We start from the raw sequence: 22,687 nt of genomic DNA on the forward strand, positions 1-22,687 counted from the left end.
AGGTGTCATCAATGCCGGTTTGCGGCCCACTGCTGGATCATCGTCAAGCCCTGACTAAGAAGGGCGGCGGATGAGGTCTCGTCGGCCGCTTCCACATAACAGCGCATCTCCGGAGCATTGCCCGAGGGGCGGAAATGAATGGTCCGTCCGCCCGACAGCGTGACGCGCAACCCGTCGATGTCGCTGGTCGACAGGACCTCTCCCAACGGACGGAGGAAGCTGCCCAGATTGTCCGCGCCGCCGCGCAGGAACGTCATGAACGCTGCGCTCGTGTCGACGGGGAAATTCTCCAGCCGGTCTGCAGAAGCGAAAGGCAGGTTGAACGCGGAGGCGATGGCGGAGAGCGGTCGCGCCTCGGATTTTGCCAGCGCCAGACAGGCGAGGATCGGCAGGAAGCTGTCGCGGGTCGGCAGCGCGCCGAGGTTCGTCGCGCCCGATTGAAACGACGAGGCGGTCAAAACGCCGCCATTGGCCTCGAAACCCATGATCGCCGACTTCCCGGCGGCAGTCGCCATGTTCATTCCATCGATGACGAACGGCGATCCAACCTTCGTGCGGATGACCTCAAAGGCGCCGGAAGCTTCGATGCCGGAATTGGATGTCACCGGGGTCACGACCACCGAGGCGCCGAGAAACTTCGCCGCGATCAGGCCGAGCAGGTCGCCCCGCAGCGGCGCGCCGTTCTCGTCTGCGACGAGCGGCCGGTCACCGTCGCCGTCTGCCGAGACGATGGCGTCCAGCCGGTGCTCGGCGCTCCAGCCGGCGAGCAACTGGATGGTATCGGCCGAGACGGCCTCGGTATCCACCGGGATGAACGTTTCGGAGCGCCCGAGCGCAATAACGTCCGCTCCGAAGCCTGCGAGGATGTCGACCAGGCCGTCGCGCGCCACGCTGCTGTGCTGATAGACGCCGATCCTCAGGCCAGAGAGACCATCCTTGCCCAGCATCGTACGGTAACGGGCGAGGAAGCTCTCCATGGCCGCGGATGATTCGTCCGAACCGCCTCCCGGTGTGAGGTCCCTGATCGCATCGCTCAGTTCCGCAGCGATCTGGTTGATCCGCTGTTCGTCGGTCTTGTCGATCTCGCCGTCCGGCCGATAGAACTTTATGCCGTTGCGGTCGGCCGGGATGTGCGATCCCGTCACCATCAGGCTGGCGGCGCCGCGAGCCATTGCGTAACAGGCAAGCGCCGGCGTCGGGATGGCCCCGCAATCAACTGCCACCAGGCCCGTTCGTGCAAGGGCTCCCATGCAGGTCGCCGCGATGTCGGGCGTCGAGGGTCGGTAGTCACCGGCAACGAACACTCGGTCACCCGGCTTCGCCAGGCCCGCATCGAGAAGATAGCGGCCGAAAGCGGTTGCGTAGAGTGCCGACGCGTGTCCCTGCAGGTCGGTGACGAGGCCGCGAAGTCCGCTGGTGCCGAATTTCATGACGCTATCCTTATTGATTCCGCAGGGTCGAGGCTGGCGACGTCGCTAGCGTTAGTGAGCCGCCCCTTAAAGCGACAGAGGCCGGCCGAGGTCAAGAGAGCGCCCGAACGCAATCGTCCAATTCGTAGATCGCACAGAGAATATGGTAGAATGAACTGGCGGGCGCGGCTTCCTCGATGAATGATCCATCTTCCCGCATCTTGTCGCGCCATAGCCCGCTCATCGGAACCGCGAGGAATTGGTCGAAAGCCCGGCAAGCGCGCACCGCCGAGGCGAGGTAGCGCTCCCGCTGCTCGCCCTCGGATATCAGCGCCAGTCGCACGGCGCTTTTGATCCATTCGGTCTGGGGCCAAAGCCTCGCGATCGGGTCGGCGACGCTGAAGTCGTCGTTCAGAGCCATCACGGCAACCTTGCGTTCGTTACAGATCCCGTAGGTCTCGCCGATCTCGAAGAGGCGGCGAGCCTTCGCAAATGCATCCGGCCGGCCGCGCCGCTCTGCCCACCGAGTAAGAAGCCAGGCCCATTCGAACTGGTGACCGGGCTCCATGATCCGGCCCTTCGGCCCGCCGAAAGGCATCCAGTCGGCGTCGAAGAATTCCCGCAGCCCACCATTCGTGCCATCGATGAACCGATCGAGGCAAAGAGATGCGATCTCGTCGGACAGCGCCGCCCATGCAGCGCTATCGAAGCCGGGCTGCACTTCGCAGGCGAGGCTTGCCTCGAAAAGATGCATGTGCGGATTTGAGCAGAGGGGCAGGCGCTGCGGATTTGCCTCCTCGAAGCCAAGTTCCCGGTGCGAATAACTAACCTTGAGCGCCTGTAGCATCCGCGACGCGCGATCCGCCATCAGCGCCGTGGTGTCGGGATTGGCTTTCGCCGTGTAGGCAAATGCCAGAATGGCGAAAGCCTGGTTGTAGAGGTCGAAGCTCGGATCGATCAGTTCACCACTCGCCGTCGCAAGCGCGCCGTAGAAGCCGTCTGGCAGAAGGTAGGTTCGATCGAAATGATTCAAGCCTTCCCGAGACGCGGTCTGCCAGTCACCACTCCAGCCCCGGCAGCCGGCCTCGGCGAAGCAGTAGACCTGGCGAGGATGGACGCGCGCCCGTCGAGGAGAAGACGTAGGCTGTCCGTCGAGATCCATGGTTTCGCAGAAGCCACCCACAAGACCGGAGAAGCCGAAGTGTCGCCAGAGAGGCAACGCCTCCTCGTGAAGCCATCTGGTGTAGAAAGTCGAATGTTCGGCCAGTTGGTCCTGCATGTCGCACTCATTGCGGGCGGCGACGGAGATACTTCCATCGCGGCGATTTGAACGTTGGCAGGTAGCCATCAAATTCGCCCGCTGCTGTCAAGCGCCGGCATCTATTCTGCGGCTTTATTCGAGCGTCATCGCCTGTTCGATGGCCGATCGAGGATCATCTTCCGGGCTCGGTTCACCATCGATGCTGCAGTCAAGCCTGTCCCAAAACCACGTGTCCCCTGCATTTTAAGAGTCTGCGAAAGGTGCGCCTAACGATTGTCGGCTAGCCTGAGGCCTGCAGTATCGCCACCGGCAGGACTCGGCTCTTCCTCGGGTGAGAATTCGGCGAACAGGGATAGGTTCTGGAACGACATGACGTTTGCTTCTCGGCGCAACCCGCACCAACAGGATGGGATGGTTTCGGCCCGGCCTCTCGGCCCATCCGGACGCCTGGATGCAGCCACGGCGGCAGATTTCCAGCCGTCGGCGGCAAAGCCCGTCGTCTTCGGCGGTACCGTCGGCCTCTACACCCCGCCCGCCGGTATCATCGCGCCATCGGCGACCGCCGTGCTGTTTGCGGCGCCATGGGGGCTGGAGGAGCTGTCGACGCGAAAGTTCTTCCGCATCCTCGCCGATCGCTTTGCGCTTCACGGTGTGGCAAGCCTGCGCTTTGACTATCCCGGCACGGGCGACGCTCTGGACCCTGCCGAAGAGGAGACCGCGATCGGTACCTGGCATGAGGCACTGCTGGATGCGGCGCGTCTGCTGGGATCGTTCGGGCACCAGCGCGTGCTCCTGATCGGCCAGAGCCTCGGCGCCGCCTTGTCGCTTCAAGTGTCGCACAGGATGGACAACCTCGACGGCGTCGCCCTGCTGGCGCCCGTCGTTTACGGCCGCGCCTATCTGCGGGAACTGGCACTCTGGTCGACGGTGGTCGACGACAGCCTGAAACTGAGGGATGTCGATCGCGCTCCTGCCGGGAGCGTTGCCATCGCCGGGCTCGTCATGCCGGCCGGCATTGCCTCTGCCGTCGGAAAGCTGAAGCTCGTGGACTCGGCGCCGGCGCGTCCAATCGACTATCTTCTGCTAGAGCGGCCCGAACAGACCGGTGGCGATGCGCTATTGGAGCATCTGCAAGCCGAAGCGCGACATATCGAGCGACGGACCTTCGACGGCTACGAGGCGCTGATCGCAAGCCCGACCACCTCGCGCATTCCACAGGAGGTGATCGCGACGCTGGTGGAGTGGGTCGACCGGCACAAGGCACCGGCGATGGCGCCTCTGGCGGCCGTCGCCTCGGCGTTTAATCCGCCTGCCGAGCCGGTTCTCCGGGCACCGGACTTCTCTGAGCGTCCCGTGCGCTTCGGCCATGCGGAACGGCTGTGCGGCGTGCTCTGCGAGCCGGTTGGAGAACGCCGCGGCGCGACCGTCATCCTTCTCGGCTCTGCCTACGATCGCCATTCCGGATGGGGGCGGCTGACGGCGCTGACGGCGCGGCGCCTGGCGGCCGCCGGCATCGCCTCGCTGCGCTTCGATTGCGCCAATGTCGCCGACAGTCCGGCGGCAACGGGCGCTCCTTTGCAGGTCCTCTATTCCCGCGAGCAGCAGGCGGATGTCACGGAAGCCCTCGATTTTCTCGAAGCCCGATCGCTGCTTCCGGCCGTTGCCGTCGGACGCTGCAGCGGAGCCTATCTGGCGTTCCGTAGCGCACTTGCGGAAAAGCGGATCGAGGGCGTGGTCGCAGTCAACCCTTACGCCTTCCACTGGGACGAGACGAAGCCGCTGCAGGACGACCTTCGGTCGATGCCGCAAAGCATCGATACCTATTGGCGCAAGATGTTAAGCGGCGCAGCGATCGGCCGCATCCTGCGCGGTGAGATCGACATCCGCAACTCGGCCCGGAACGTCGCCGCGGCGGTCTTCGGCAAGCTCGAATACCAGATGTCGTCGAGGTTCGGCCTGTCGCTGACGCGTTCGGCCGAGCGCGCCTCCGTCTATGAAGCATTCGAAACGCTGGGCGAACGGCGCGTCCAGGTCTCGCTCCTCTACAGCTGCGGCGATGTCGGGCTGGACCACCTGCGGTACCATTTCGGCGACGACGGCATCCAGCTGAACCGCTTCAGCAATGTCGCGATCGAGTTCATTCCAGATGCCGACCACAACCTGACCCCGCAAGCAGCACGTGCGGTCTATCTGGAACGCGTTCGCGAGATGGCGCTGCGGATCCGGACGAGAGTGCAATAGCGGCAGGGTGTCCCGCTTCGACACGATTGCCGGGCGGCACAATGAAATATTCAGAACTCTCGTCGATACTGGGTGTCGATGCCGCAAACGCGACGCGTGGTAGGGTCTCTCATGTCAAACAGCTTTCACATCGCGGTAAGGCCGCCTCTGGTCCGGGAAGAGCCGGACCGGAGTTCGATGGTCGAGCTGAACGATCTGAAGAGCATCCTTCTCCATCGCCGCTGGCTGATCCTTGGCACCGCGGCGATGCTGACCCTTGTCGCTCTCCTGTACGGAATGCTGACGGCCCCCCAATTTTCCTCGACCGCCGAAATCCTCATCGATCCGCGCGATCTGCAGGTTGTCCGCAACGATCTCTACCAGAGCTCGGTCGCTGCCGACGGCGGGATCACGCAGGTTGAAAGCCAGGTGAGCGTCGTCCAGTCGACGGGCGTGCTGATGCGCGCTGTAGAGGCGACACAGTTGACGCAGGATCCCGAGTTCAATCGCCAGGGCCTGCTTGGCCGTCTCCTCGGTTCCGGGGATACGGCAACGGACGGGCAGGCGGCCATGGTGAAGACCATCGATGCCCTGCGCCGGCGTCTCTCCGTCAAGCGGGCCGACAAGGTGCTCGTCATCGACGTCACAGTCACCTCCACCGACGCACGCAAGGCAGCACGGCTCGCCAACGCGGTCGCCGGCGCCTATCTGCAGGACCAGGCGTCGGCAAGGTCGCAGGCGGCGGGACAGGCATCGGACGCGCTCGTCTCAAGGCTGGAAGAACTGCGCAACCAGGTGCAGAAGTCCGCCAATGCCGTCGAGACGTACAGGCAGCAGAACAATCTGGTCATGTCTTCCGGCCGGCTGGTGAGCGAGCAGGAGATGACCGACCTCAACAATCAGCTGACGGCGGCCCGTGCCCGTAGCGCACTGCTTCGGGCGCAGGTGGACCAGATCCGCTCGCAGCGCGATACGGGGCTCTCCTCCGGCGCCACGTCGGAGGCCATCCAATCCTCCGTCATCACCCAGCTGCGCAGCCAGGAGGCGGCGCTCGAGGAGCGGGCGACGAGCCTGCGAACGCAGCTCGGTGCGTCCCATCCGTCGATGATCGCAGTCCAGTCGCAGCTCGCTAACATCCAGCGACTGATCTCCCGGGAGCTCGATCGCATCTCGGCGTCGGTGTCTGCAGATTATCAGCGCGCACTTGCCAACGAGAAGGATCTGTCGAGCAAGGTTGGCGATCTCGAGGGCGAGCTGACGTCGAAGTCGCAGGCCTCCGTGCGCCTGAGCGAACTGCAACGGGATCTCGATTCCGTCCGTTCGATCTACGAATCCTTCCTCACCCGGGCACAGGAAACCCGCGAGCAGGTGACAATCAACAACACCAATGCCCGCATCATTACCGAGGCGCTGCCGGCCCAGAAGAAGAGCTGGCCGCCGGTGCCGTTGCTGCTGGCGGGCGCCATGTTCGGCGGTCTCGGCCTTGGCGCCGGCCTCGCTCTGATGGCGGAATTTGTCTCGCCGACCGTGCTGTCGCCGTCGCAGCTCCAGTCGGCACTTGGTGCGCCGGTCATCGGCATCATCCCCGGCGAAGGCCGGAGGCGGCGCCGTCGCTTCTACAGTCTGCGGCGACGCGCCAGTAGCGGTGCTGGGGATGAAGAGGAAACGATCAGCCCCAGACTCGAAGGTTCGATCGGGCTTGCGCTGCGTCGCTTGTTCGACGGTGGCAGTTTACCGTCCTCGGCGGCCGGCACCCCGCCGAGCCTTTTGCTAACCTCCGGCGCAAGGGATACGGCCGAGCGGCTGCGGCTCGTCGGACTGCTCGGCATCCACGCCACCAGCCGTGGAGAGCGTGTGCTCGTCATCGACGCCAACATGGACCAGGACGGCCGCGCCGACCGCGGCCTGCTCGACGTACTTGCCGGCGACTGCGCGATGACAGATGCCATCCATTTCCACTTCGGCCAGAACATCGCCTACATGCGCCGCGGTGGTGCCCGCAAGATGCTGAAGGAGAGCGACAGCCGCGCCAATGCCCACAAGATGCTGAGCCAGGCACACCGGATGTTCGATCTGGTGGTGATCGATGGCGGCATCCTGTCTGAAAACCTGAAGACGGCGCCGCTCGTCGCCAGTGTCGATGCCGTAGTGCTCGTCGCGGAAAAGAATGTGACGAGCCTGAAAGACGCCGAAGCCCTGGCGCAGGCAGCCGACCTGATGGGCCACAGGCTGACCGGTATCCTGCTGGTCGACGGCTCGATCAGGTCGTGATGCGGCCATGGTAGAGCGGACGGTCCAGGCAGTTCAGGGCTACGGTAGCGAACGCATCCGTCGGTCGGGGCTCGATGCGATCACCCGGCAGGGCCTGGCGCTCGCCGTCGTCGTTCTGCTGTCGGTGTCGGGCGGTGTGCTCTGGGTGCTGGGCTACAATTACGACGGCCTCTCCGGCAGCGCGGCCACCAAGATCCACCCGGCAACCTACATCACCCTCATCATCTTTGGCTGGCGCGCCTGCACCTTCGGCAATCCGCTGCGATATGTCGCTCACGTTGCCGACCAGCGGCCGTCGACGGCGCTGCTGCTGGCGCTGACAACGGTGATCCTCGTCTTCGTCATCCTGCGCCAGCGGCCGAACATGGCAGGGTTGGTCGATACGTTCATGGGCGCGACTTTCCTCGTCCTGCTGCTGTCGGACGCGGACGACCGGCTGATGAGGCGGCTGCGGCAGGTGATCCACGCGATCATGACCGTCAATGCGCTGCTCGGCCTCTTCGAATTCGCCACCAAGCACCTGCTGTTTCCGTTCCGCTTTGACGGACAGGCGTTTGAAACGGACCTGCGATCGTCCGCCCTGCAGGGCCATCCGCTTATCAATGCGGCCGTCACCGCCTGCTATGTCCTGTCGCTGATCAGCGGCGCCAAGGACCTGACGCAGGCGAGGCGGCTGGCCATGATCGGACTGCAACTCGCCGCACTGGTGGCCTTCGGCGGCCGGACTGCCTTCGTGCTCACGCTGCTCTTCGGTGGCGTGTATGCGCTGGGGCAGTCGGGCCGTGCACTGCGCCGTGGGCGGGTCAGCCTGCCGGCAGCGGCTATGGTGTTCCTGTTCGTCAGCCTTGCGCCTGTGGTCCTGGTCTTCCTCATCTCGCAGGGCTTTTTCGATGCCTTTGCCAGCCGCTTCGTCTCTGACGGCGGGAGTGCCAACGCCCGCATCCTGATGTTCGAGCTGTTCGACCATTTCTCGGTGAGCGAGATCATCATCGGCCCACCGCTCGACCTGTTGGAAAGTCTGCGGCGCATCTACGGGCTGGAATGGGGGATCGAGAACCCGATCATCCGCATGACGCTCTACCAGGGCGCCTTCGTGACGCTGCTGCTGACGGTCGGCTTCGGACTGTTCATGTATGAGATCAGCCGCCAGTGCCTGCGTGGGGTCTGGCTGCCGATGATCGTCTGGCTGCTGATCATCAACACCGCCGAAAGCATTGCCTCGAAGACGACGCTGATGACCAAGTTCTGCGTCATCATCCTGTGCATGTACCACGCCTCGACGGTGAGGCCGGTGCCGCCGCTCAGCGTGCGTCGGTGAGCCCCAGCGCCCTCACGATCGGCAGGTCAAATCGTCGGTCTACGTCATCTGACACGACGCCCATGCCGTCGAACATGTTCCAGAACGCCCATGGAAATCCTAGTGCTTCGGCGCTCCGGCGAACGTCCTCGACATAGCGTGCACGATCCGGCGTTGGTGCTGCAACGTAACGGTCGTCGGAGCGCAAGGCGCCGAACTCGCCCATCAGGATGCGCTCCGGCGTGATGCCGTGGCTGGTTCCCCAGGCCGCCACCTGCGACAGGTATCCGTCGACGAAGCCGCGGTCCGGTTGCGCATCGAAATAGACCTTCAGCACCTTTTCCGTCTCCGCAAAGGCTGCGCGCTTCTGAGCCGCCGTCCGCTCGCCATCGGCCTCCATCTGGGCCCCGACGGCAGCCAGCGTTACCTCCAGCGAACCCGCCGCTGCCGGCCAGGGCACCTGGTTCAGCGCGCGGTAGACCGGTTCCGTCATCCACGGTGCGCCCTGGTGCGAGAACAGATAGGGCTCGTAGAAATGGAAGGTGTAGATCAGCGGCGCCAGCAGTTCGAGCGGCGCTGGGTCAAGCGCCGTGAGACCCGAGACCATGCTGCCGCAGCTTCCCGTCGCGACAAGCATCAGGTTCGGTCCATGACTGCGCGCGGTGGTCAGCAACTGCCGCTGCACCTTGTCCCACTCCGCCGAACCGCAGGCCTGCGACGGCTCGTTGACCGGCTCCAGCGCTACTCGGTCTGCGGAATGCCGCGACAGGATCTCGGCGACATCGGCAACCAGTTCCCGGTAGGCTAAAAACTCAGGTGCATCAACACTCGCCGTGAGGTTGCCGGAGTTCCAGTAGTGCGTGGCCTCGTTCGACTGAAGATTGACGACCAGGCGCAGATCTGCCGAGAGCACCGTATCGACGGCCCTGGATAGCATGTCGAGGAGGTCGCGCCGTTGCCGGCCGCGCATCGCCAGGAACGGGCCGGGGTCGATCGGCAGCCGGGCGAAATCGAAGCCCGCAGCGCGCAGTCGCTGCAGGTCACGTGGCGTCGGCACAGACCTTTGCGTCTGGAACGGCGGCCAGTCGTAGTCCCGCCGGGGCGCGGCGAACTCGCGGGTCAGCGAAAACCACGGCCAGAGGTTGATGCCGCGACGGATCGGGAAACCCTTGGCGCCGCCTGCTGCGAAGGAGTCAGCCGGGACGATGCTCGCAGCGAGCGTGGCCGCCGCGCCGGACACGAAGGTTCGGCGCGAGGCGTTGACGGTCACTCGGCCACCGGCTGCGTCTTGTCGACCGTCGCGGCGGAAACGCTGCGGCGTGCCGCCAGAGCCAAGAATTCCTGCTCGTAGGTGGCAAGGATGTCGTCCCACTGAAAGGTGGATTGGGCGCGATCTCGTGCGGCTGCCTGGCAGGTCGCGACGAGAGCATCGTCCTGCAACGCAACATCGAAACAGCGTTCGCAGGCGTCGGCATCAGTAAAATAGAGAGCCGCATCGCCGGCGGTCCAGCGGTTGTAGCGGTTGTCGTGGGCAATCACCATGTTGCCGGCCGCAAGCGCCTCGACCAGCGAGGGATTGGTGCCGCCGACGGTGTGGCCGTGGACATAGGCGCGGGCATGGAAACGCAACGCCTGAACCGCTCCGGCATCGTAGATGGCACCGGGGAACAGCACTTCGTCGCTCGCGGCATCGAGGATCGCCTGATGGTAGGCATTGCCTTCGACGAAGGTGCCGAGCACCACCAGGCGCGCGTTGCGTCGGCGACGCGAAAAGGCCTCGACGAGTGTCAGGATATTGTTGTCCGGCTCGATGCGGGCAATCGAGATCAGATAGTTGCCGCGCACCAGGCCCAGATGGCGCGCCGGATCTTCGGGTGCCTCTGTCACTGCCACGCCGCCATAGGGGATCATCACCGCCGCCTTGCGGCTGCGGCGGGTGGCAAGGTGATCGGCGATGGCCGGGTGATCGGCGACAAGACGATGGGAGCTCCAGGCGCCGATCCACTCGTTGATCCAGAACCAGGTCTTCACCGGAAGGCTCCACTTGGCACGCTTCCATTCGATGCCGTCCATATTGGTGATGATCGGCCGGCCCTTGGCGCGAAGATAAGGCAGGAAGATCGCCCCGTTATACCCGAGCACGAGGCAGACACCGGTGCGCCGGGCTGCATCCCTCACGCACTTCCAGTCGAATTCCAGCGTCGCCCGCGGCCCCGAGGACGCCACCTGCACATGGATGCATTCGATGCCGCGCCAGGTCTCGCTGCGGACCTCCTGCGTCACCGTTTCCACCTCGTCCTGGCAGTAGACGCCGACATGCCAGCCGCGCTCGACAAGATAGAGCGCCAGCTTCTCGGCAAAGGTCTCGAAACCGCCATGCGAAGCCGGGACGCCGCGTGTGCCAAGAATGAGCAGTGACGGTTTGAACTGGTTCATGGCTGATTCAACTTTCTCACGTACACGTTCATCAATGGGACATTAGCGGCTGCTGGTTGAGAAAGTTGCAAGGATCGTACCAGGCACGGATTTTGCGACGGGTCAGATGAAGACGCCAGCCGCTGTTTCAAAGTGAGACCAATATGCGCATTGCATGCATCCATCAGGGCTATGAACTTTATGGCTCCGACCGCAGCTTTGCCGAAAGTGTCGAAGCCCTGCGGTCCGGCTATCCGGATGCGGAGATCGAGGTCGTGCTGCCGCGCAGCGGTCCCATCGTCGACCTGTTGACCCCGCATGCGACGCGCATCGTCTTCGAACCCCTTTGGGTCCTGCGTCGCAAGGCGTTTCTGCGACTGGTGACGGTCGATGCTGCGCGGCTGCCGCTTGCCATTCTGCGGGCGGCGCGGCGCCTCGCCGGTTTCGATCTTGTTTACGTCAACACCTCGGTCATCGTCGACTACGCGCTGGCGGCCCGGTTCTATCCCGGCAAGGCGATCTTCCACATCCACGAAATCCCCGAAGGGCTGGCGCTGAAGGTGCTGGGCGGGCTGTTCGGCTGGAGCCATTCCGAGCTGATCTTCAACTCGAATGCCACCAGCCGCACCTTTGGCGATCCGAAATCGGTCCCGACGCATGTGATCTACAATGGCGTCGAGGGACCGGCAGCGCCTGAACCTGTCACCTATGATGGAAGCCGACCGCTTCGGGTCTTGATGCTTGGTCGCATCAACCGGATCAAGGGGCAGGAGGTGCTGCTCGACGCGGTTGCCGGCATGGACTCGGCCATGCGGTCTCGGCTGCAGCTCCGGATCGTCGGCAGCGCCTTCGAAAGCGACGAGCCGGAGCGTGAGCTGCAACGGCGGATCGACACTCTTGGCCTTGGCGAGCGGGTGGACCTGCAGCCGTTCGACGCCGATCCATCCGACCATTATCGCTGGGCCGATATCGTTGTCATTCCCTCCCGCCGGCCGGAATCGCTCGGTCGTGTCGCAATCGAGGCCATGGCCTGGGGGCGTCCGCCGGTAGCCTCCGCCATCGGCGGGCTGACGGAAGTCGTAGACGACGGCAAGACGGGATGGACGGTGCCGCCGGGCAATGTCGACGCCCTGCGCCGGAGGCTGGAGACGATTATCGCCGATCCGAGGCCGCTCGGCGAGATGGCTGTCGCCGGTCGGCGGCGTTATGAGATGCTGTTCAGCAAGCATGCGGTTGCCGAACGGATCACGGCGGCCGTCGCGGCGAACCTTGCTCGGCGCAGACGGCGCCCTGCCGCATCGCTTTCCGACGAAGTACAGGGGAGAGCGCCATGAACGGGCAGATCCTGCTCCTCATCCGCCGGCTGGCGCTGATGGTCAGTGGCGAGGCGCTTCAGAGTGGCTTCCACTTCGCCCTCAACATCTACCTGCTGCATGTCCTTTCGGCGCGCGACTACGGGATCTTCGCGATCAGCATGGTGATGGGCGGCGTCGGCGTCGCCTATATCCGATCGTTGACGGCCGTGCCGGCCAGCATCTGGATCGCCCGCAGCACGACGCGCCGGCAGGCCGACGCCTACGATGTGGCGTTCGGTTCGGGCGCGCTTCTGCTGTCGCTGCTGTTTGCGCTCGTGGCCGGGGCCCTCCTAAAAATATGGGGTGCGGACGGCGCCATCTTCGGCGGCGCATTCGTCGCGCTCTGGGCGCTGCGCAGCCATTTGCGAACCGCCTCGTTTGCGCGCAAGCGCCAGTGGATCGTCAGCTGCAGCGATCTGTCCTTCACCATCCTCGGCTGCGCGATGACGGCGCTTATCGTCCTTCGCGCCGAAAACGTGCTGCGCGGCATCTTCGAGGGGCTGACGCTCGCCAATGGCGTCGGGATCCTGCTGCTGCTGGTGCTGCCCCGCACGAGGCTGCGCGTCAGCCTGCGGCGGACGGTCCGGCAGCGGTATATGCGGCTCTGGCCACAGCTGCGATGGACAGTATTTTATGTCAGCACCTCGCTTCTGCAGGGGCAGGCGATCGGGCTGCTTGTCACCGGCATGGCCGGCCCTGCAGCCTATGCGCCGATTGCCGCGGTGATCACGTTGTTCGCGCCGCTGCGCATCGTTGCCACGGCCTTCGACAACATGATGCAGCCGGAGATTTCAGCCTCGATCGGCCGTGGGGAGTACCGGAAGGTCTGGAACCACGCGCTGGTGTGGTCCGGTCTGCTGTCGCTCGGATGTCTCGTCTATGGCGGCCTCGTGTTTTTCCTGGCCCCCTATATCAAGTCCGAGACCTTCCTGGATGCGTCGATCCAGACCATCGGCATCTCCGCCTGGCTGATTTCCATCCTGCTCATCGCCTACTCGATGCCGCGGATCGTCCTCGAGACGATGAGCGCGTTCTGGACGCTGGCGATCATCAACCTCGTCGCAGCCGTCATCGGGCTGGTCTGCATCGCAACACTGCTGGCCCTGACGACGCCGGCTCTTTCGCTTGCCGGCGCGGTTGTCTCGGAAGCGGTTTTCTTCGGCCTCTGCTGGATGACCGTCAAGCGGCGGCTGATCGGCAGACAGCAGCGGTACGTCGAGGCGCGTGCGATGGAGTAACCGCACCCTGAGCGCAGGGAGCGGCGGGCATATCGATTGGGGGACGCGATAATGCATGTGCGGATACGCTGCGAGAGCGAGACGGTGCGACGATGGCATGTCTCGCTGGTGAAGCGGCTGCAGGCTCTGCCCGATATGGCGGTGTCTGTCGAACTGGTGCCGGCATCGGCGCTGCCGCAGCAGGCGGAACTCCCGGCCGGGCTCGAAAGCCTGTTCCTGCTGGAGGCGACGATTTTCGGCCGACCACGCGATCGTGACGCGTCTCGCGTACCGGTCGACCTGCTGACGAGCTTGGTGTCCCTGACGGACGCCCCCGTCGATGTAGTGCTCGATCTCTGCGGCGGTGCGCCAGCGGATGGCCGGCCCGTGTGGTCATTGTCCTATGACGGGATCATCGGCCAGGCCGGCCTGATCGACGCCATCCTCGATGGTCGCACGCCAACCGCTGAACTCAGCGACAATGGCAGGATCATTGCCAGCGGTCGGCTGGGAACCGAATATGGCGGCGTCGCGCTCGCAAGCTTCGAGGACATGCTGGCGCGCAGCACCACGATGATCGTCGCCGCACTGCAAGGCTCCTGCCAAGCGTCGCTACCGACTCCGCCTGGGAAAGTCGATCAGGTGACCGCTGCGGGCGGAAAGCCCCGCAATCTCGCGGCGATCGCGGCAAAGAAGCTGGCGCGGCGGATCGTCCAGCAGATCTACCGCCTCTGCTACAACTCCCCGCACTGGCGCGTCGGCTGGCGGCAGACGGATGGCCGCGACCTGTTCGATCTCAAGGCGCACCCGCAAACCGGGTGGCACGATCTTCCCGACGACGGCCGTCGCTTCTACGCAGACCCGGTGCCGCTGCTGCACCAGGGGCAGGTGACGCTGTTCGTCGAGGATTTCGAGCATAGCCTGGGCAAGGGGATTATCTCCGCCGTCCCGTTCGGCGCGTCGGGTCCCATCGGTACCCCGGTGCCGGTCCTGGAGATGGACTGCCATCTTTCCTATCCGTTCGTCTTCGAGGAGGAGGGCGAGATCTGGATGATCCCGGAAACCTCCGGGAACGGCACGATCGAGCTCCTGCGCTCGACAGCTTTTCCGGGTGGCTGGGTGCGAGAGGCGGTGCTGGTGTCCGGGGTGGTCGCCAGCGACGCGACGATCATACGCCGCGGCGCGACCCGGTGGATGTTTGCTACCGTTCGCGATGGAGGAGGCGCGTTTTCCGATGCGCTGCACCTGTGGTCGGCGCCAGATTTCCGCGGCCCGTGGACACCGCACCGGCAGAACCCGGTGATGATCGACATCGCCTCGGCCCGGCCAGCCGGCAGAATGGTGGAACGCGGCGGAAGCCTTTACCGCCCCGTGCAGGACTGCCGTCGAGGTTACGGTGCGGCACTTGCGTTGGCGCAGGTGACCCGGCTCGATGACGGTGGCTTCGAGCAGACGGTGGAGACCCTGCTGGAACCGGGGCCGGTCTGGCCCGGCCGCCGGCTGCATTCGTTGAACAGCGCCGGTAACCTAGAGTTTATCGACGGGTCCGCCTTTTCTCCGCGCTGGAAGGCCTTTCGAAACCACCGCACCTCCACACGATAAGGGTATCGTAATGATCCTGCGGTACACGCTATGGATGTTTACCGGCTGAAAATGCCCGTGCCCAGATAATCAGGTGGAGCCATGCTTCAGGATCAGACGGCCACCGTCCGTCGCGATCGGCAGATTCCGACGAGACGGTCGTTCGTTGCGCGATGCCACACCAGCTTGGCATCCGTGGAGACCGTGTGGCGGCTCATGCAAGCGAGCGGCCGGGCGACGGCGTTCCAGCACTACGACTGGATGAAGGCGATCGCCGATCACCTCGCTCAGCCGGCCTGTGCCGAAGTTCTGGTGATCGAGATCTGCGACCGCAGCACCGGCGAACCACTCATGCTGCTGCCGCTTTGCCGCATTCGACGGCGCAGCTGGCAGGCCATCGAGTTCCTCTCGCTCGGTGTTTCTGATCTCAGCGCGCCGGTTCTTGCTGCCGGTCTGTCGATCGCGCCGGAAGACGGGCAGGCGCTTTGGCAGGCGATCTGCGACGTCCTGCCGAAGGCCGACTTTGTCATCATCGACCAGATCCCGGCGAGCATCGGCGGCATCCCCAACCCGCTCGCTCTGCTGCCGCAGGTAAGCGCCAGCCCGATGACGAGCTACGATACGCCGATCGACGGCGATCCCGAGACGATCGTCGCACGACTTGCCAACAGCCAGACCCGACGTATCCTGAAGACCTCCGACCGCCGCATGAGTGAGCAGGGGGAGGTCGGCTTTCGACACGCATCGACTCCGGATGAACTGGATGAACTGATGCACGTCATGTTCGAACAGCGCGCCGAGCGCTTTCGGGAACTTGGGCGGTACGATCTGCTGGCGCTGCCGGCGGTGCGCGATTTCTATCGGAATGCGGCAGGCACAAGCCTCGGCGGGCGGGGCCCCGCTCACGTGTTCGGCCTTTCGGTCGACGGCGAGTGGATCGCCACCGCCTACGGGCTCGTCCACGGCTCGGTCTTTCACCTGACGGTGATCACGATGGCCGGCGGTCAGTGGTCGGCGTGCTCGCCGGGCATGGCGACCATCGCCCGGTTCATCCGCTGGTCCCGCCAGAACGGCATCTCGACGATGGATTTTTCCGTTGGCGAGGCACCTTACAAGCCCGGCTTCGGCGGTCAGCCGCGACAGCTCTTCTCTCTGTCACGGCCGATGACGGCCAAGGGACGCCTGATCGTTGCCTCGCGTCGCATCGCCAGCCGAACCAAGCAGGAGATCAAGGCTCGACCGGCGCTATTCCGCCGGCTGCGATCGATGATGCAGATCGGCCGCCGCATTGGTCACAGCGTCGGTCGGTGGCGCGGCTGACACCGCCACGTTTGGCTCGCGTCGTTAGGTGACGATCCGCACCGGCACCGCCTTCGACGCCGGGGTCTTGGACTGCACGTCGTGATGCGACAGCGCGATCAGCGCATTGAGTTCCGGATAGTATCCCCCGAGACAGCCGTCCGGCAGGTCGAAAGGCGTCACGCTCAGGCCGCCGACATAGCGTTTGCGCCCATCATCCGCATCGGATTCGAGCCCGACAACCTGTCCCTCGCGCAGGCCGGCGCGCTGCATCTCCTGGGGATTGATGAGCAGCACGGAGCGGGTACCCTCGATGCCCCGCAACCGATCGCTGTAGCCGTAGATAGTCGTGTTGAACTGATCATTGCTGCGCAGCGTGATCAGCCGGTAGCGACCGGCCCGGTCCTCGAAGCCCGCAGCCGAAAGCTCCTTCGGCACGGTGAATTCGGCCCGTCCGCTCTCGGTTTTCCAGATCCGCTCGCGCGCCGAGTTCCCCTTGTAGAAGCCACCGGGCGTGAAGACCCGCTCGTTGAAGGCGCGAAACTCTTCGGGATAGGTTTCTTCGATGAGGTCGCGGACTATGGAATAGTCACCGACCCACTCGTCCCATCTCACCTTCGGATTGGCGGGCAGCGTCGCCTTGGCAATGCCGGCAACGATTGCCATTTCCGACAGCAGTTCGTCGCTCGCCGGTTTGCGTCTGCCGATCGATCCGTGAATGCAGCTGAGGCTGTCCTCCATGCTGACGATCTGCGGACCGCTTGTTTGCATGTCCTCCTCCGAGCGGCCAAGGCACGGCAGGAGAAACGCCGTCTCGCCGTTGATGAGGTGGCTGCGGTTCAGCTTGGTGGCGATCTGCACGGTCAGCCGCATCGTCTGCCAGGCCGCTTCCATCGCTTCCGTCTCGGGGATGGCCCGGACGAAGTTGCCGCCGAGCCCGATGAAGGCCTTGATATCGCCGCTCAAGATCTTCTCGCAGGCTTCGACGGTGTTGACGCCCTTGTCGCGCGGCGGGTCGAAATCGTAGAGCTCGGCCAGCTTGTCGAGCGGCACCAGTTCCGGCTTTTCGGCAATACCGACGGTTCGCTGGCCCTGGACGTTCGAGTGACCGCGCACCGGCGAGATCCCGGTTCCGTCGCGACCGATATTGCCCTTCATCAGCAGGAGGTTGACGAACATCGCGACGTTGTCAAAGCCGTGCACCTGCTGGGTAAGGCCCATGCCGTAGATGCCGATAACCTTTTCCGCCTCGACATAGACCTGTCCGGCCGCCTGCAATGCCTCGCGGGTGAGGCCCGAATTGCGCTCGATCTCTTCCCAGCTCGTCGCCTTCACCTTCTGCTCAAACTGGTCGAAGCCCAACGTGTGGCTCTCGATGAACGGCCGGTCCAGCACGCTGCGGCCCTGCTGCTGCGCTTCCTCGTGCCTGGAAAGCACGTGCTTGCACAGGCCCATGAGGGCGGCGATGTCGCCACCTGCCTTCACCTGCAGATACTGGCAGGAGATCGGCGTCTCATGACCGGTCAGCATCTCGGTCGGGCTCTGCGGATTGACCATCGCCACCAGGCCCTTCTCCTTGACCGGGTTGAAGGTGACGATCTTGCAGCCGCGCTTGACGGCTTCCTGCAAGGGATGAAGAAAGCGCGGGCTGTTGGACCCGGTGTTCTGGCCGAAGAAGAAGATTGCATCGCAGGTGGAGAAATCCTCGAAGACCGATGTGCCGACGGGTGCTCCGATGACCTTCTTGAGCGCCACGGACGTCGTCTCGTGGCACATGTTCGAGCTGTCGGGCAGGTTGTTGGTGCCGTAGAGGCGGGCAAAGAGGGCATAGAGATAGGATGTCTCCAGGCTCGCACGGCCCGATGCGTAGAAGACCGCCGAATTCGGATCCCGCTCCCTCAGCGTCTTCAACTCGGCGCCGATTGCCTCGAACGCTTCCTCCCAGGAGCAGGGAACGTAGCGGTCCTGCGTGCGGTCGAGCCGCATCGGATGCGTCAGGCGTCCGGCCTGTTCGAGGTCGTGATCCGACCAGTCGCGCAGTTCGCTGATCGTGTGCTTGGCGAAAAACTCCGGCCGACATCGGCGTGTGGTCAGCTCCCACAGCGTCGCTTTCGCCCCGTTCTCGCAGAATTCGAAGCCGCTATGATCGGCGGGCTTCGTCCAGGCGCAGGAGACGCACATGAAGCCGCCCGGCTTGTTCTGCCGGGCCAGTGTCTCAAGTGCCCCGGGCGTTGGCCATTCCTTGCCGAAAATCGAGGTTATCCCGCGCAACGACCCCCATCCGCCCGCCGGTCCATCGTAGTGAACGGTTTCCTGATCGGCCATCATGCTTCTCCTCGTATCGCATCGGGGCAAAGGCGGGTCGGAGAGTGTTGCAGCCGATATGAGTGCAGGAAGGCATGGCTCATCGTCCGGCGGCAGGTCCGGACCCGCGCATCGAACGAAAGCAACTCGGCAGGCGCGGCAATGTTCCGTCTCGTGCGCCTTGCGCAGTAGAGGCGCAGTCGAAGCCCTCGGCGCCCGCAAAACCCGCCTGCTGCCGTCGACAGCCTTAGCCGCTCACACCTGGTTGGCGGGCATCGGGATGACGGTGGAGGCAGCGGCCGTCGCGGCATTTTCGGTCACGTGACCGGTGCCGGAGCGGACGACGACGGCAGTCGAGGCCAGCGGCAGGCCGGCCTCCTTGAGCGCCGTCAGCAGCCGCTTCATTCCCTCGCGCTTGATGAGGCTTGGGTTGCCGGGCCGCGAGGTGAACTTGAACCTGACCACCATCGAGCTCTCCGTTACCGCCTGAATTCCCTGCATCTTCAGCGGAACGAGAAAATCATTGCCGAAGTCGGGATGCTCCAGAAGGCCAAGCCCCACCTTCTTTGCCGTCTTGCGGATAAGTTCGAGATCCGCATCCGGTTCGAAGCGCAGCTCGAACTTGATCGTCCCCCAGTCGCGACTGAAGTTGGTGACGGAGGTGATCGTCCCGAAAGGGATGGTGTGGATCGGCCCGTTGTGATGCCGCAGCCGGACGGAGCGCAGCGAGATCTGTTCGACGGTTCCCATCAGTTTGCCCGTATCGATGTATTCGCCGATCCGGAAGGCGTCTTCGGCGAGGAAGAAGATGCCCGATACGACATCCTTCACCAGCGTTTGAGAGCCGAAGGAGAGCGCCAGCCCCAGCACGCCGAAGCCTGCGAGCAGAGGTGTCACGTCGACGCCGGCCGAAGAGATGACGACCAGACCGGCGATCGCGAGGACGGCGCCGAGGATCAGGTTGCGGACCACTGGCAGTATGGTCGCGATCCGGCTGGTGCCGGGCGGCGGAAGATCCTCCTGCTGGCCGGGAAGCAGAACGATTGCTGCCGGCGCGACGGTTTCGAAATAGCCGAACAGGAAGCTGCAGATGCTCCAGCTGACGATCAGCGCCAGGCTCAGATGTTCGAGCCAGACGAGCCAGCCGGTGACGAGCGCGGAGGCGCCCATCATCAGCGGCTGCCAGAGGAGGACCACAACGTGCAGGCCGGCGATCCAGATGGCTCCGGCAATCGGCATGCGCAGGCTCCAGAGCAGGAGCGTCGCAAGGTCTCGGCCGCTCTTGCGTTCGCGGCGGCGTGCAATGGCTCCGAGCAGCGAGACGATGCCGAGGTCGAGGATCGGGACGACGACGACGATGAACTGCATGGCCCCCGCCGCCCGCGCCCAGACGCCGTTCTGCGACGTGCCGGCGACCAGCAGGCCGGCGATCCAGATGGCAACGGCCGAGACGATGTAGAAGGTCGCGAGCGCCGAACCGATGAGCCGGCGCGCCGAGCCGGTCTCCCGGCCGGCGAACACCCGCGCGATGTCATGGCGGCCGGCGATGAACCACCAGAGCTTCAGCACCGTCAGAATGGAGGCCGTGAGGAAGAGCCAGCTGTCGGCAGCAACGGGATCGACCATGCGCACGTCCGCCAGTTGTACGGAACTGGCGATGAAGGCGTTCAGCGTCCCGTAGGCGACGAGCATGCGAAAATGCCACCGCGCATGGTCGATATCGAGAAGCGGCGGCAGAGTCTCGCCGTTGCGGGTGAACAGCAGCCGGCCGATCGCCGCATAGGTCAACGTGCCGGCAAGCACCCAGAGCAGCGACGAAGCCACCTGACGGGACAGGGTCTCGGGCGCAAGAAGCTGCCGCAGCAGCGCATGGGCCACCGCGACATAGGCGACGACGGCAACTGCGTCGCAAGTCAGCCGGACCATGGCGATCCAGAAACGGTGATGCAGCACGGAGCGCCGCAATGCGGTCGCGAGAAGGGCGCGCACCGTCCAGGCGACGGTGAGCCCGCCCGCCGCTGCACCGAACGCTGCAAAGAGTGCGCCGATTGGGCCGTCGCTTTCCGCCGACAGCATGCTCCAACTGGAGCTGAAGGCGGCCGGCAGCCCGGCGATCCCGGCGATCGACCGGGCGGTGCCGCGGTTCAGCGCGCTCAGCAGATCGCGCAGCATCCACATCCCGTCGACGGCGACCACCGGCTGCGGCCGATCCTCCGCTGCGGCAGCTTTGTTCGTCCCACCAGTTTCCTGCCACTGCAGGACGACGGGCCGGCCGGATCCGCCCGCCGCCTTGACCGCCGCGTCGATCCCGGCGGCATCCTGCCCGGGGCCGACCATGATGGTGATCGGCGCCGCGTCGGTTTGCGCGCGGAGTTCTGGCTCGGGCATGAGGAGCGGCAAGGCGGCAAGCACCGCCGTGGCAAGGAGACGGCCGATCCGTTTGCCCTTGGCGCCGAGGACGGTGAAAAGCTTGGCAAGAAGAGACATCTGCAGCACCGCCCCGATCGCCGATCCTTTCGGCCTGGATCCTGCGATGATGCATCAGATGTCGAAGGCTTGGCAATGTCGAGATTTGTGGGGCTCTACACGTCCGGCCGCAACTTGATCGGGCGCTCAATACCCCCGCTGCATGTCGATGGTGGTCGGCAGCGTGCCGTTGCGTCGCCAGACGCGGATGTTGCCGGCGACGATGCCGCTTGCGGTCGTCGGGCTGGTCGGCGCCGAAATATGCGGCAGTACCGTCACATGCGGATGGCTCCAGAAGCGTGCCGTTGCCTCCAGCGGCTCCCGTTCGAAGACGTCGAGGACGGCATGGTCCAGATGCCGGTTGTCCAGTGCATCGAGAACATCGTCGGCGACGATGACCGCGCCCCGCGCGAAGTTGATGAGAGAGGCGCCCTCCGGCAGCAGCGAGAGCCTCTGCCTGTCGAGCAGGCCGCGTGTCTGCGCCGTTAGGGGCACGAGGCAGACGAGAATGTCGCTCGCGGAGAGAAGGGCGGCCAAACCGTCTTCGCCATGGTGGAGCGTCAGACCCGGGAGATCCTTGCGGGTCCGGCTCCAGCCCTGAACCGGAAACCCCGCTTGCTGCAGGCGTAACGCTGCCGCCGTTCCAAGCGCACCGAGGCCCAGCAATCCGATCCGCACGGTCGATGGATGCCGGTAGGGACGGGGATCCCAGCGGCGGGCCGCCTGGCTGCGGTGATAGGCCGGCATGTCGCGCTGCAGGTAGTATGTCCAGGCAAGCACCGCTTCAGCCATGACGCGAGCCAGTTCCGGATCGACGAGCCGGACGATCGGCGGCGCCGTGGCTCCGAGCTCCAGCACCAGCCGCTCGACGCCGGCCCACAGGCTGTGGATCCAGGAAAGGCCGGGCAGGGCGGAGATCTCCGCCGGATCGGGATTGGCGACGATGGCGATCTCGGCCATCTGCCTTTCATCCTCCGTCAGATCGCGGAATGGCATGATACGCTCGTCGGGCATCGCTTTGCGCAGCACGTCGAGCCAGTCATCCTCCTCGGTGCGGTTCATACGGCTGACGAAGGCGATTGGCGATGGCATGGGAAGTCCTTGCAGGTTGGCGGGTGCGTGTTGCGGCCCTTTGTGGCGGGCGGCGATCGTGGCCGTCAAGCGGATGTCGTCGCAGCGGCCTCTTGCGGCCGCCATTCGGCATCTGGCTCGCGGAGTATGGCGCCCGACGGCGGCAGCAACCAGAGCCCGGCCGTCTTGTCGACACGCAAACAGGTGCCGACATGACAAAGACAGGCGTCTGCCGGCCAATGCCGTGCGCATCAACCAGCGAGCGTCAGTTCGAAAGCTCTAATAGTTATTAGAAATCAGCCACTTACGAATTTTCTGAAGTTTTTGCGACGGTGGTTGTTGACGTGTGGGAAGTGTGGATCTATAACCCCGATCACTGACGAGGGCGGCGGCGCTGCAAGCGACGAAGTCTTTCGTTCTGGAGAAAACCTGAAGGTTTCGGGATTTTCTTGGAAAGAAATCATATAAGATTGGCTGATGCTGATTGAGGGCCGGGTTACGGTTTGGTCCTGATGGTTTTG

At 64.5% G+C, this 22,687-nt stretch carries 15 protein-coding genes; 7 read left to right on the forward strand and 8 right to left on the reverse strand.

The window, feature by feature from the left end; translation table 11 throughout:
- Nucleotides 1-8: 8 nt before the first annotated feature.
- On the reverse strand, nucleotides 9-1,430 hold the full coding sequence (locus AAIH46_RS17570) for a phosphomannomutase (RefSeq protein WP_430307299.1): 1,422 nt from the start codon (nucleotides 1,428-1,430) through the stop codon (nucleotides 9-11).
- A gap of 91 nt (nucleotides 1,431-1,521) precedes the next feature.
- Entirely contained in the window at nucleotides 1,522-2,688 is a 1,167-nt protein-coding gene (locus AAIH46_RS17575) for an AGE family epimerase/isomerase (protein ID WP_430307300.1), read from the reverse strand.
- Nucleotides 2,689-3,039: 351 nt separating this feature from the next.
- Between AAIH46_RS17575 and AAIH46_RS17580 the strand changes: the two genes are divergently transcribed.
- The 3 genes from AAIH46_RS17580 (at nucleotide 3,040) to AAIH46_RS17590 (ending at nucleotide 8,479) form a co-directional block, all read left to right on the forward strand.
- Nucleotides 3,040-4,911 (forward strand): serine aminopeptidase domain-containing protein, encoded by a 1,872-nt coding sequence (locus tag AAIH46_RS17580; protein ID WP_430307301.1) that lies wholly within the window; start codon nucleotides 3,040-3,042, stop codon nucleotides 4,909-4,911.
- A gap of 177 nt (nucleotides 4,912-5,088) precedes the next feature.
- Nucleotides 5,089-7,161 carry a GumC family protein gene (locus tag AAIH46_RS17585; protein WP_430307302.1) on the forward strand — a complete coding sequence of 691 codons (2,073 nt, stop codon included), beginning with the start codon at nucleotides 5,089-5,091 and terminating at the stop codon, nucleotides 7,159-7,161.
- A gap of 7 nt (nucleotides 7,162-7,168) precedes the next feature.
- On the forward strand, nucleotides 7,169-8,479 hold the full coding sequence (locus tag AAIH46_RS17590; protein ID WP_430307303.1) for a VpsF family polysaccharide biosynthesis protein: 1,311 nt from the start codon (nucleotides 7,169-7,171) through the stop codon (nucleotides 8,477-8,479).
- On the opposite strand, the gene AAIH46_RS17595 is transcribed toward AAIH46_RS17590, so the two are convergent.
- A complete protein-coding gene (locus AAIH46_RS17595; RefSeq protein ID WP_430307304.1) occupies nucleotides 8,463-9,728 on the reverse strand; it encodes a glycoside hydrolase family 5 protein in 1,266 nt (421 codons plus the stop codon). The two genes, AAIH46_RS17590 and AAIH46_RS17595, sit on opposite strands and share 17 nt — an antisense overlap.
- Complete coding sequence (locus tag AAIH46_RS17600; protein ID WP_430307305.1) at nucleotides 9,725-10,894, reverse strand: DUF1972 domain-containing protein; 1,170 nt, start codon at nucleotides 10,892-10,894, stop codon at nucleotides 9,725-9,727. The genes AAIH46_RS17595 and AAIH46_RS17600 overlap by 4 nt, the downstream gene beginning before the upstream one ends.
- Before the next feature lie 143 nt (nucleotides 10,895-11,037).
- Here AAIH46_RS17600 and AAIH46_RS17605 point away from each other — a divergent pair, with 143 nt between their 5' ends.
- The 4 genes from AAIH46_RS17605 to AAIH46_RS17620 all read left to right on the forward strand — a co-directional run bounded on the left by AAIH46_RS17605 (nucleotide 11,038) and on the right by AAIH46_RS17620 (nucleotide 16,346).
- Nucleotides 11,038-12,207, forward strand: a complete 1,170-nt coding sequence (locus tag AAIH46_RS17605; protein ID WP_430307306.1) for a glycosyltransferase family 4 protein — start codon at nucleotides 11,038-11,040, stop codon at nucleotides 12,205-12,207.
- Nucleotides 12,204-13,466: a hypothetical protein gene (locus tag AAIH46_RS17610; protein ID WP_430307307.1), complete on the forward strand. Its 1,263-nt coding sequence runs from the start codon at nucleotides 12,204-12,206 to the stop codon at nucleotides 13,464-13,466. Before AAIH46_RS17605 ends, AAIH46_RS17610 begins: the two co-directional genes overlap by 4 nt.
- Nucleotides 13,467-13,574: 108 nt before the next feature.
- A complete protein-coding gene (locus AAIH46_RS17615) occupies nucleotides 13,575-15,047 on the forward strand; it encodes a glucosamine inositolphosphorylceramide transferase family protein (protein WP_430307308.1) in 1,473 nt (490 codons plus the stop codon).
- Between the two features lie 195 nt (nucleotides 15,048-15,242).
- Nucleotides 15,243-16,346, forward strand: coding sequence for a GNAT family N-acetyltransferase (locus tag AAIH46_RS17620; protein WP_430307309.1), 1,104 nt, complete (start codon nucleotides 15,243-15,245; stop codon nucleotides 16,344-16,346).
- A gap of 24 nt (nucleotides 16,347-16,370) precedes the next feature.
- Here AAIH46_RS17620 and AAIH46_RS17625 read toward each other — a convergent pair whose 3' ends face one another.
- From AAIH46_RS17625 to AAIH46_RS17640, 4 genes are all read right to left on the reverse strand, one after another.
- Nucleotides 16,371-18,650 (reverse strand): FdhF/YdeP family oxidoreductase, encoded by a 2,280-nt coding sequence (locus tag AAIH46_RS17625; RefSeq protein WP_430307311.1) that lies wholly within the window; start codon nucleotides 18,648-18,650, stop codon nucleotides 16,371-16,373.
- Nucleotides 18,651-18,884: 234 nt separating this feature from the next.
- Complete coding sequence (locus AAIH46_RS17630; RefSeq protein ID WP_430307313.1) at nucleotides 18,885-21,116, reverse strand: mechanosensitive ion channel family protein; 2,232 nt, start codon at nucleotides 21,114-21,116, stop codon at nucleotides 18,885-18,887.
- Nucleotides 21,117-21,242: 126 nt separating this feature from the next.
- Nucleotides 21,243-22,187, reverse strand: a complete 945-nt coding sequence (locus AAIH46_RS17635; protein WP_430307314.1) for a 2-hydroxyacid dehydrogenase — start codon at nucleotides 22,185-22,187, stop codon at nucleotides 21,243-21,245.
- A 275-nt stretch (nucleotides 22,188-22,462) separates the two neighbouring features.
- Nucleotides 22,463-22,687: hypothetical protein (locus AAIH46_RS17640; protein WP_430307315.1), on the reverse strand; the 225-nt coding region annotated here is incomplete at its 5' end.

Source organism: Rhizobium sp. 0TCS1.26 (assembly GCF_050455525.1).
Classification (GTDB): Bacteria; Pseudomonadota; Alphaproteobacteria; order Rhizobiales; family Rhizobiaceae; genus Neorhizobium.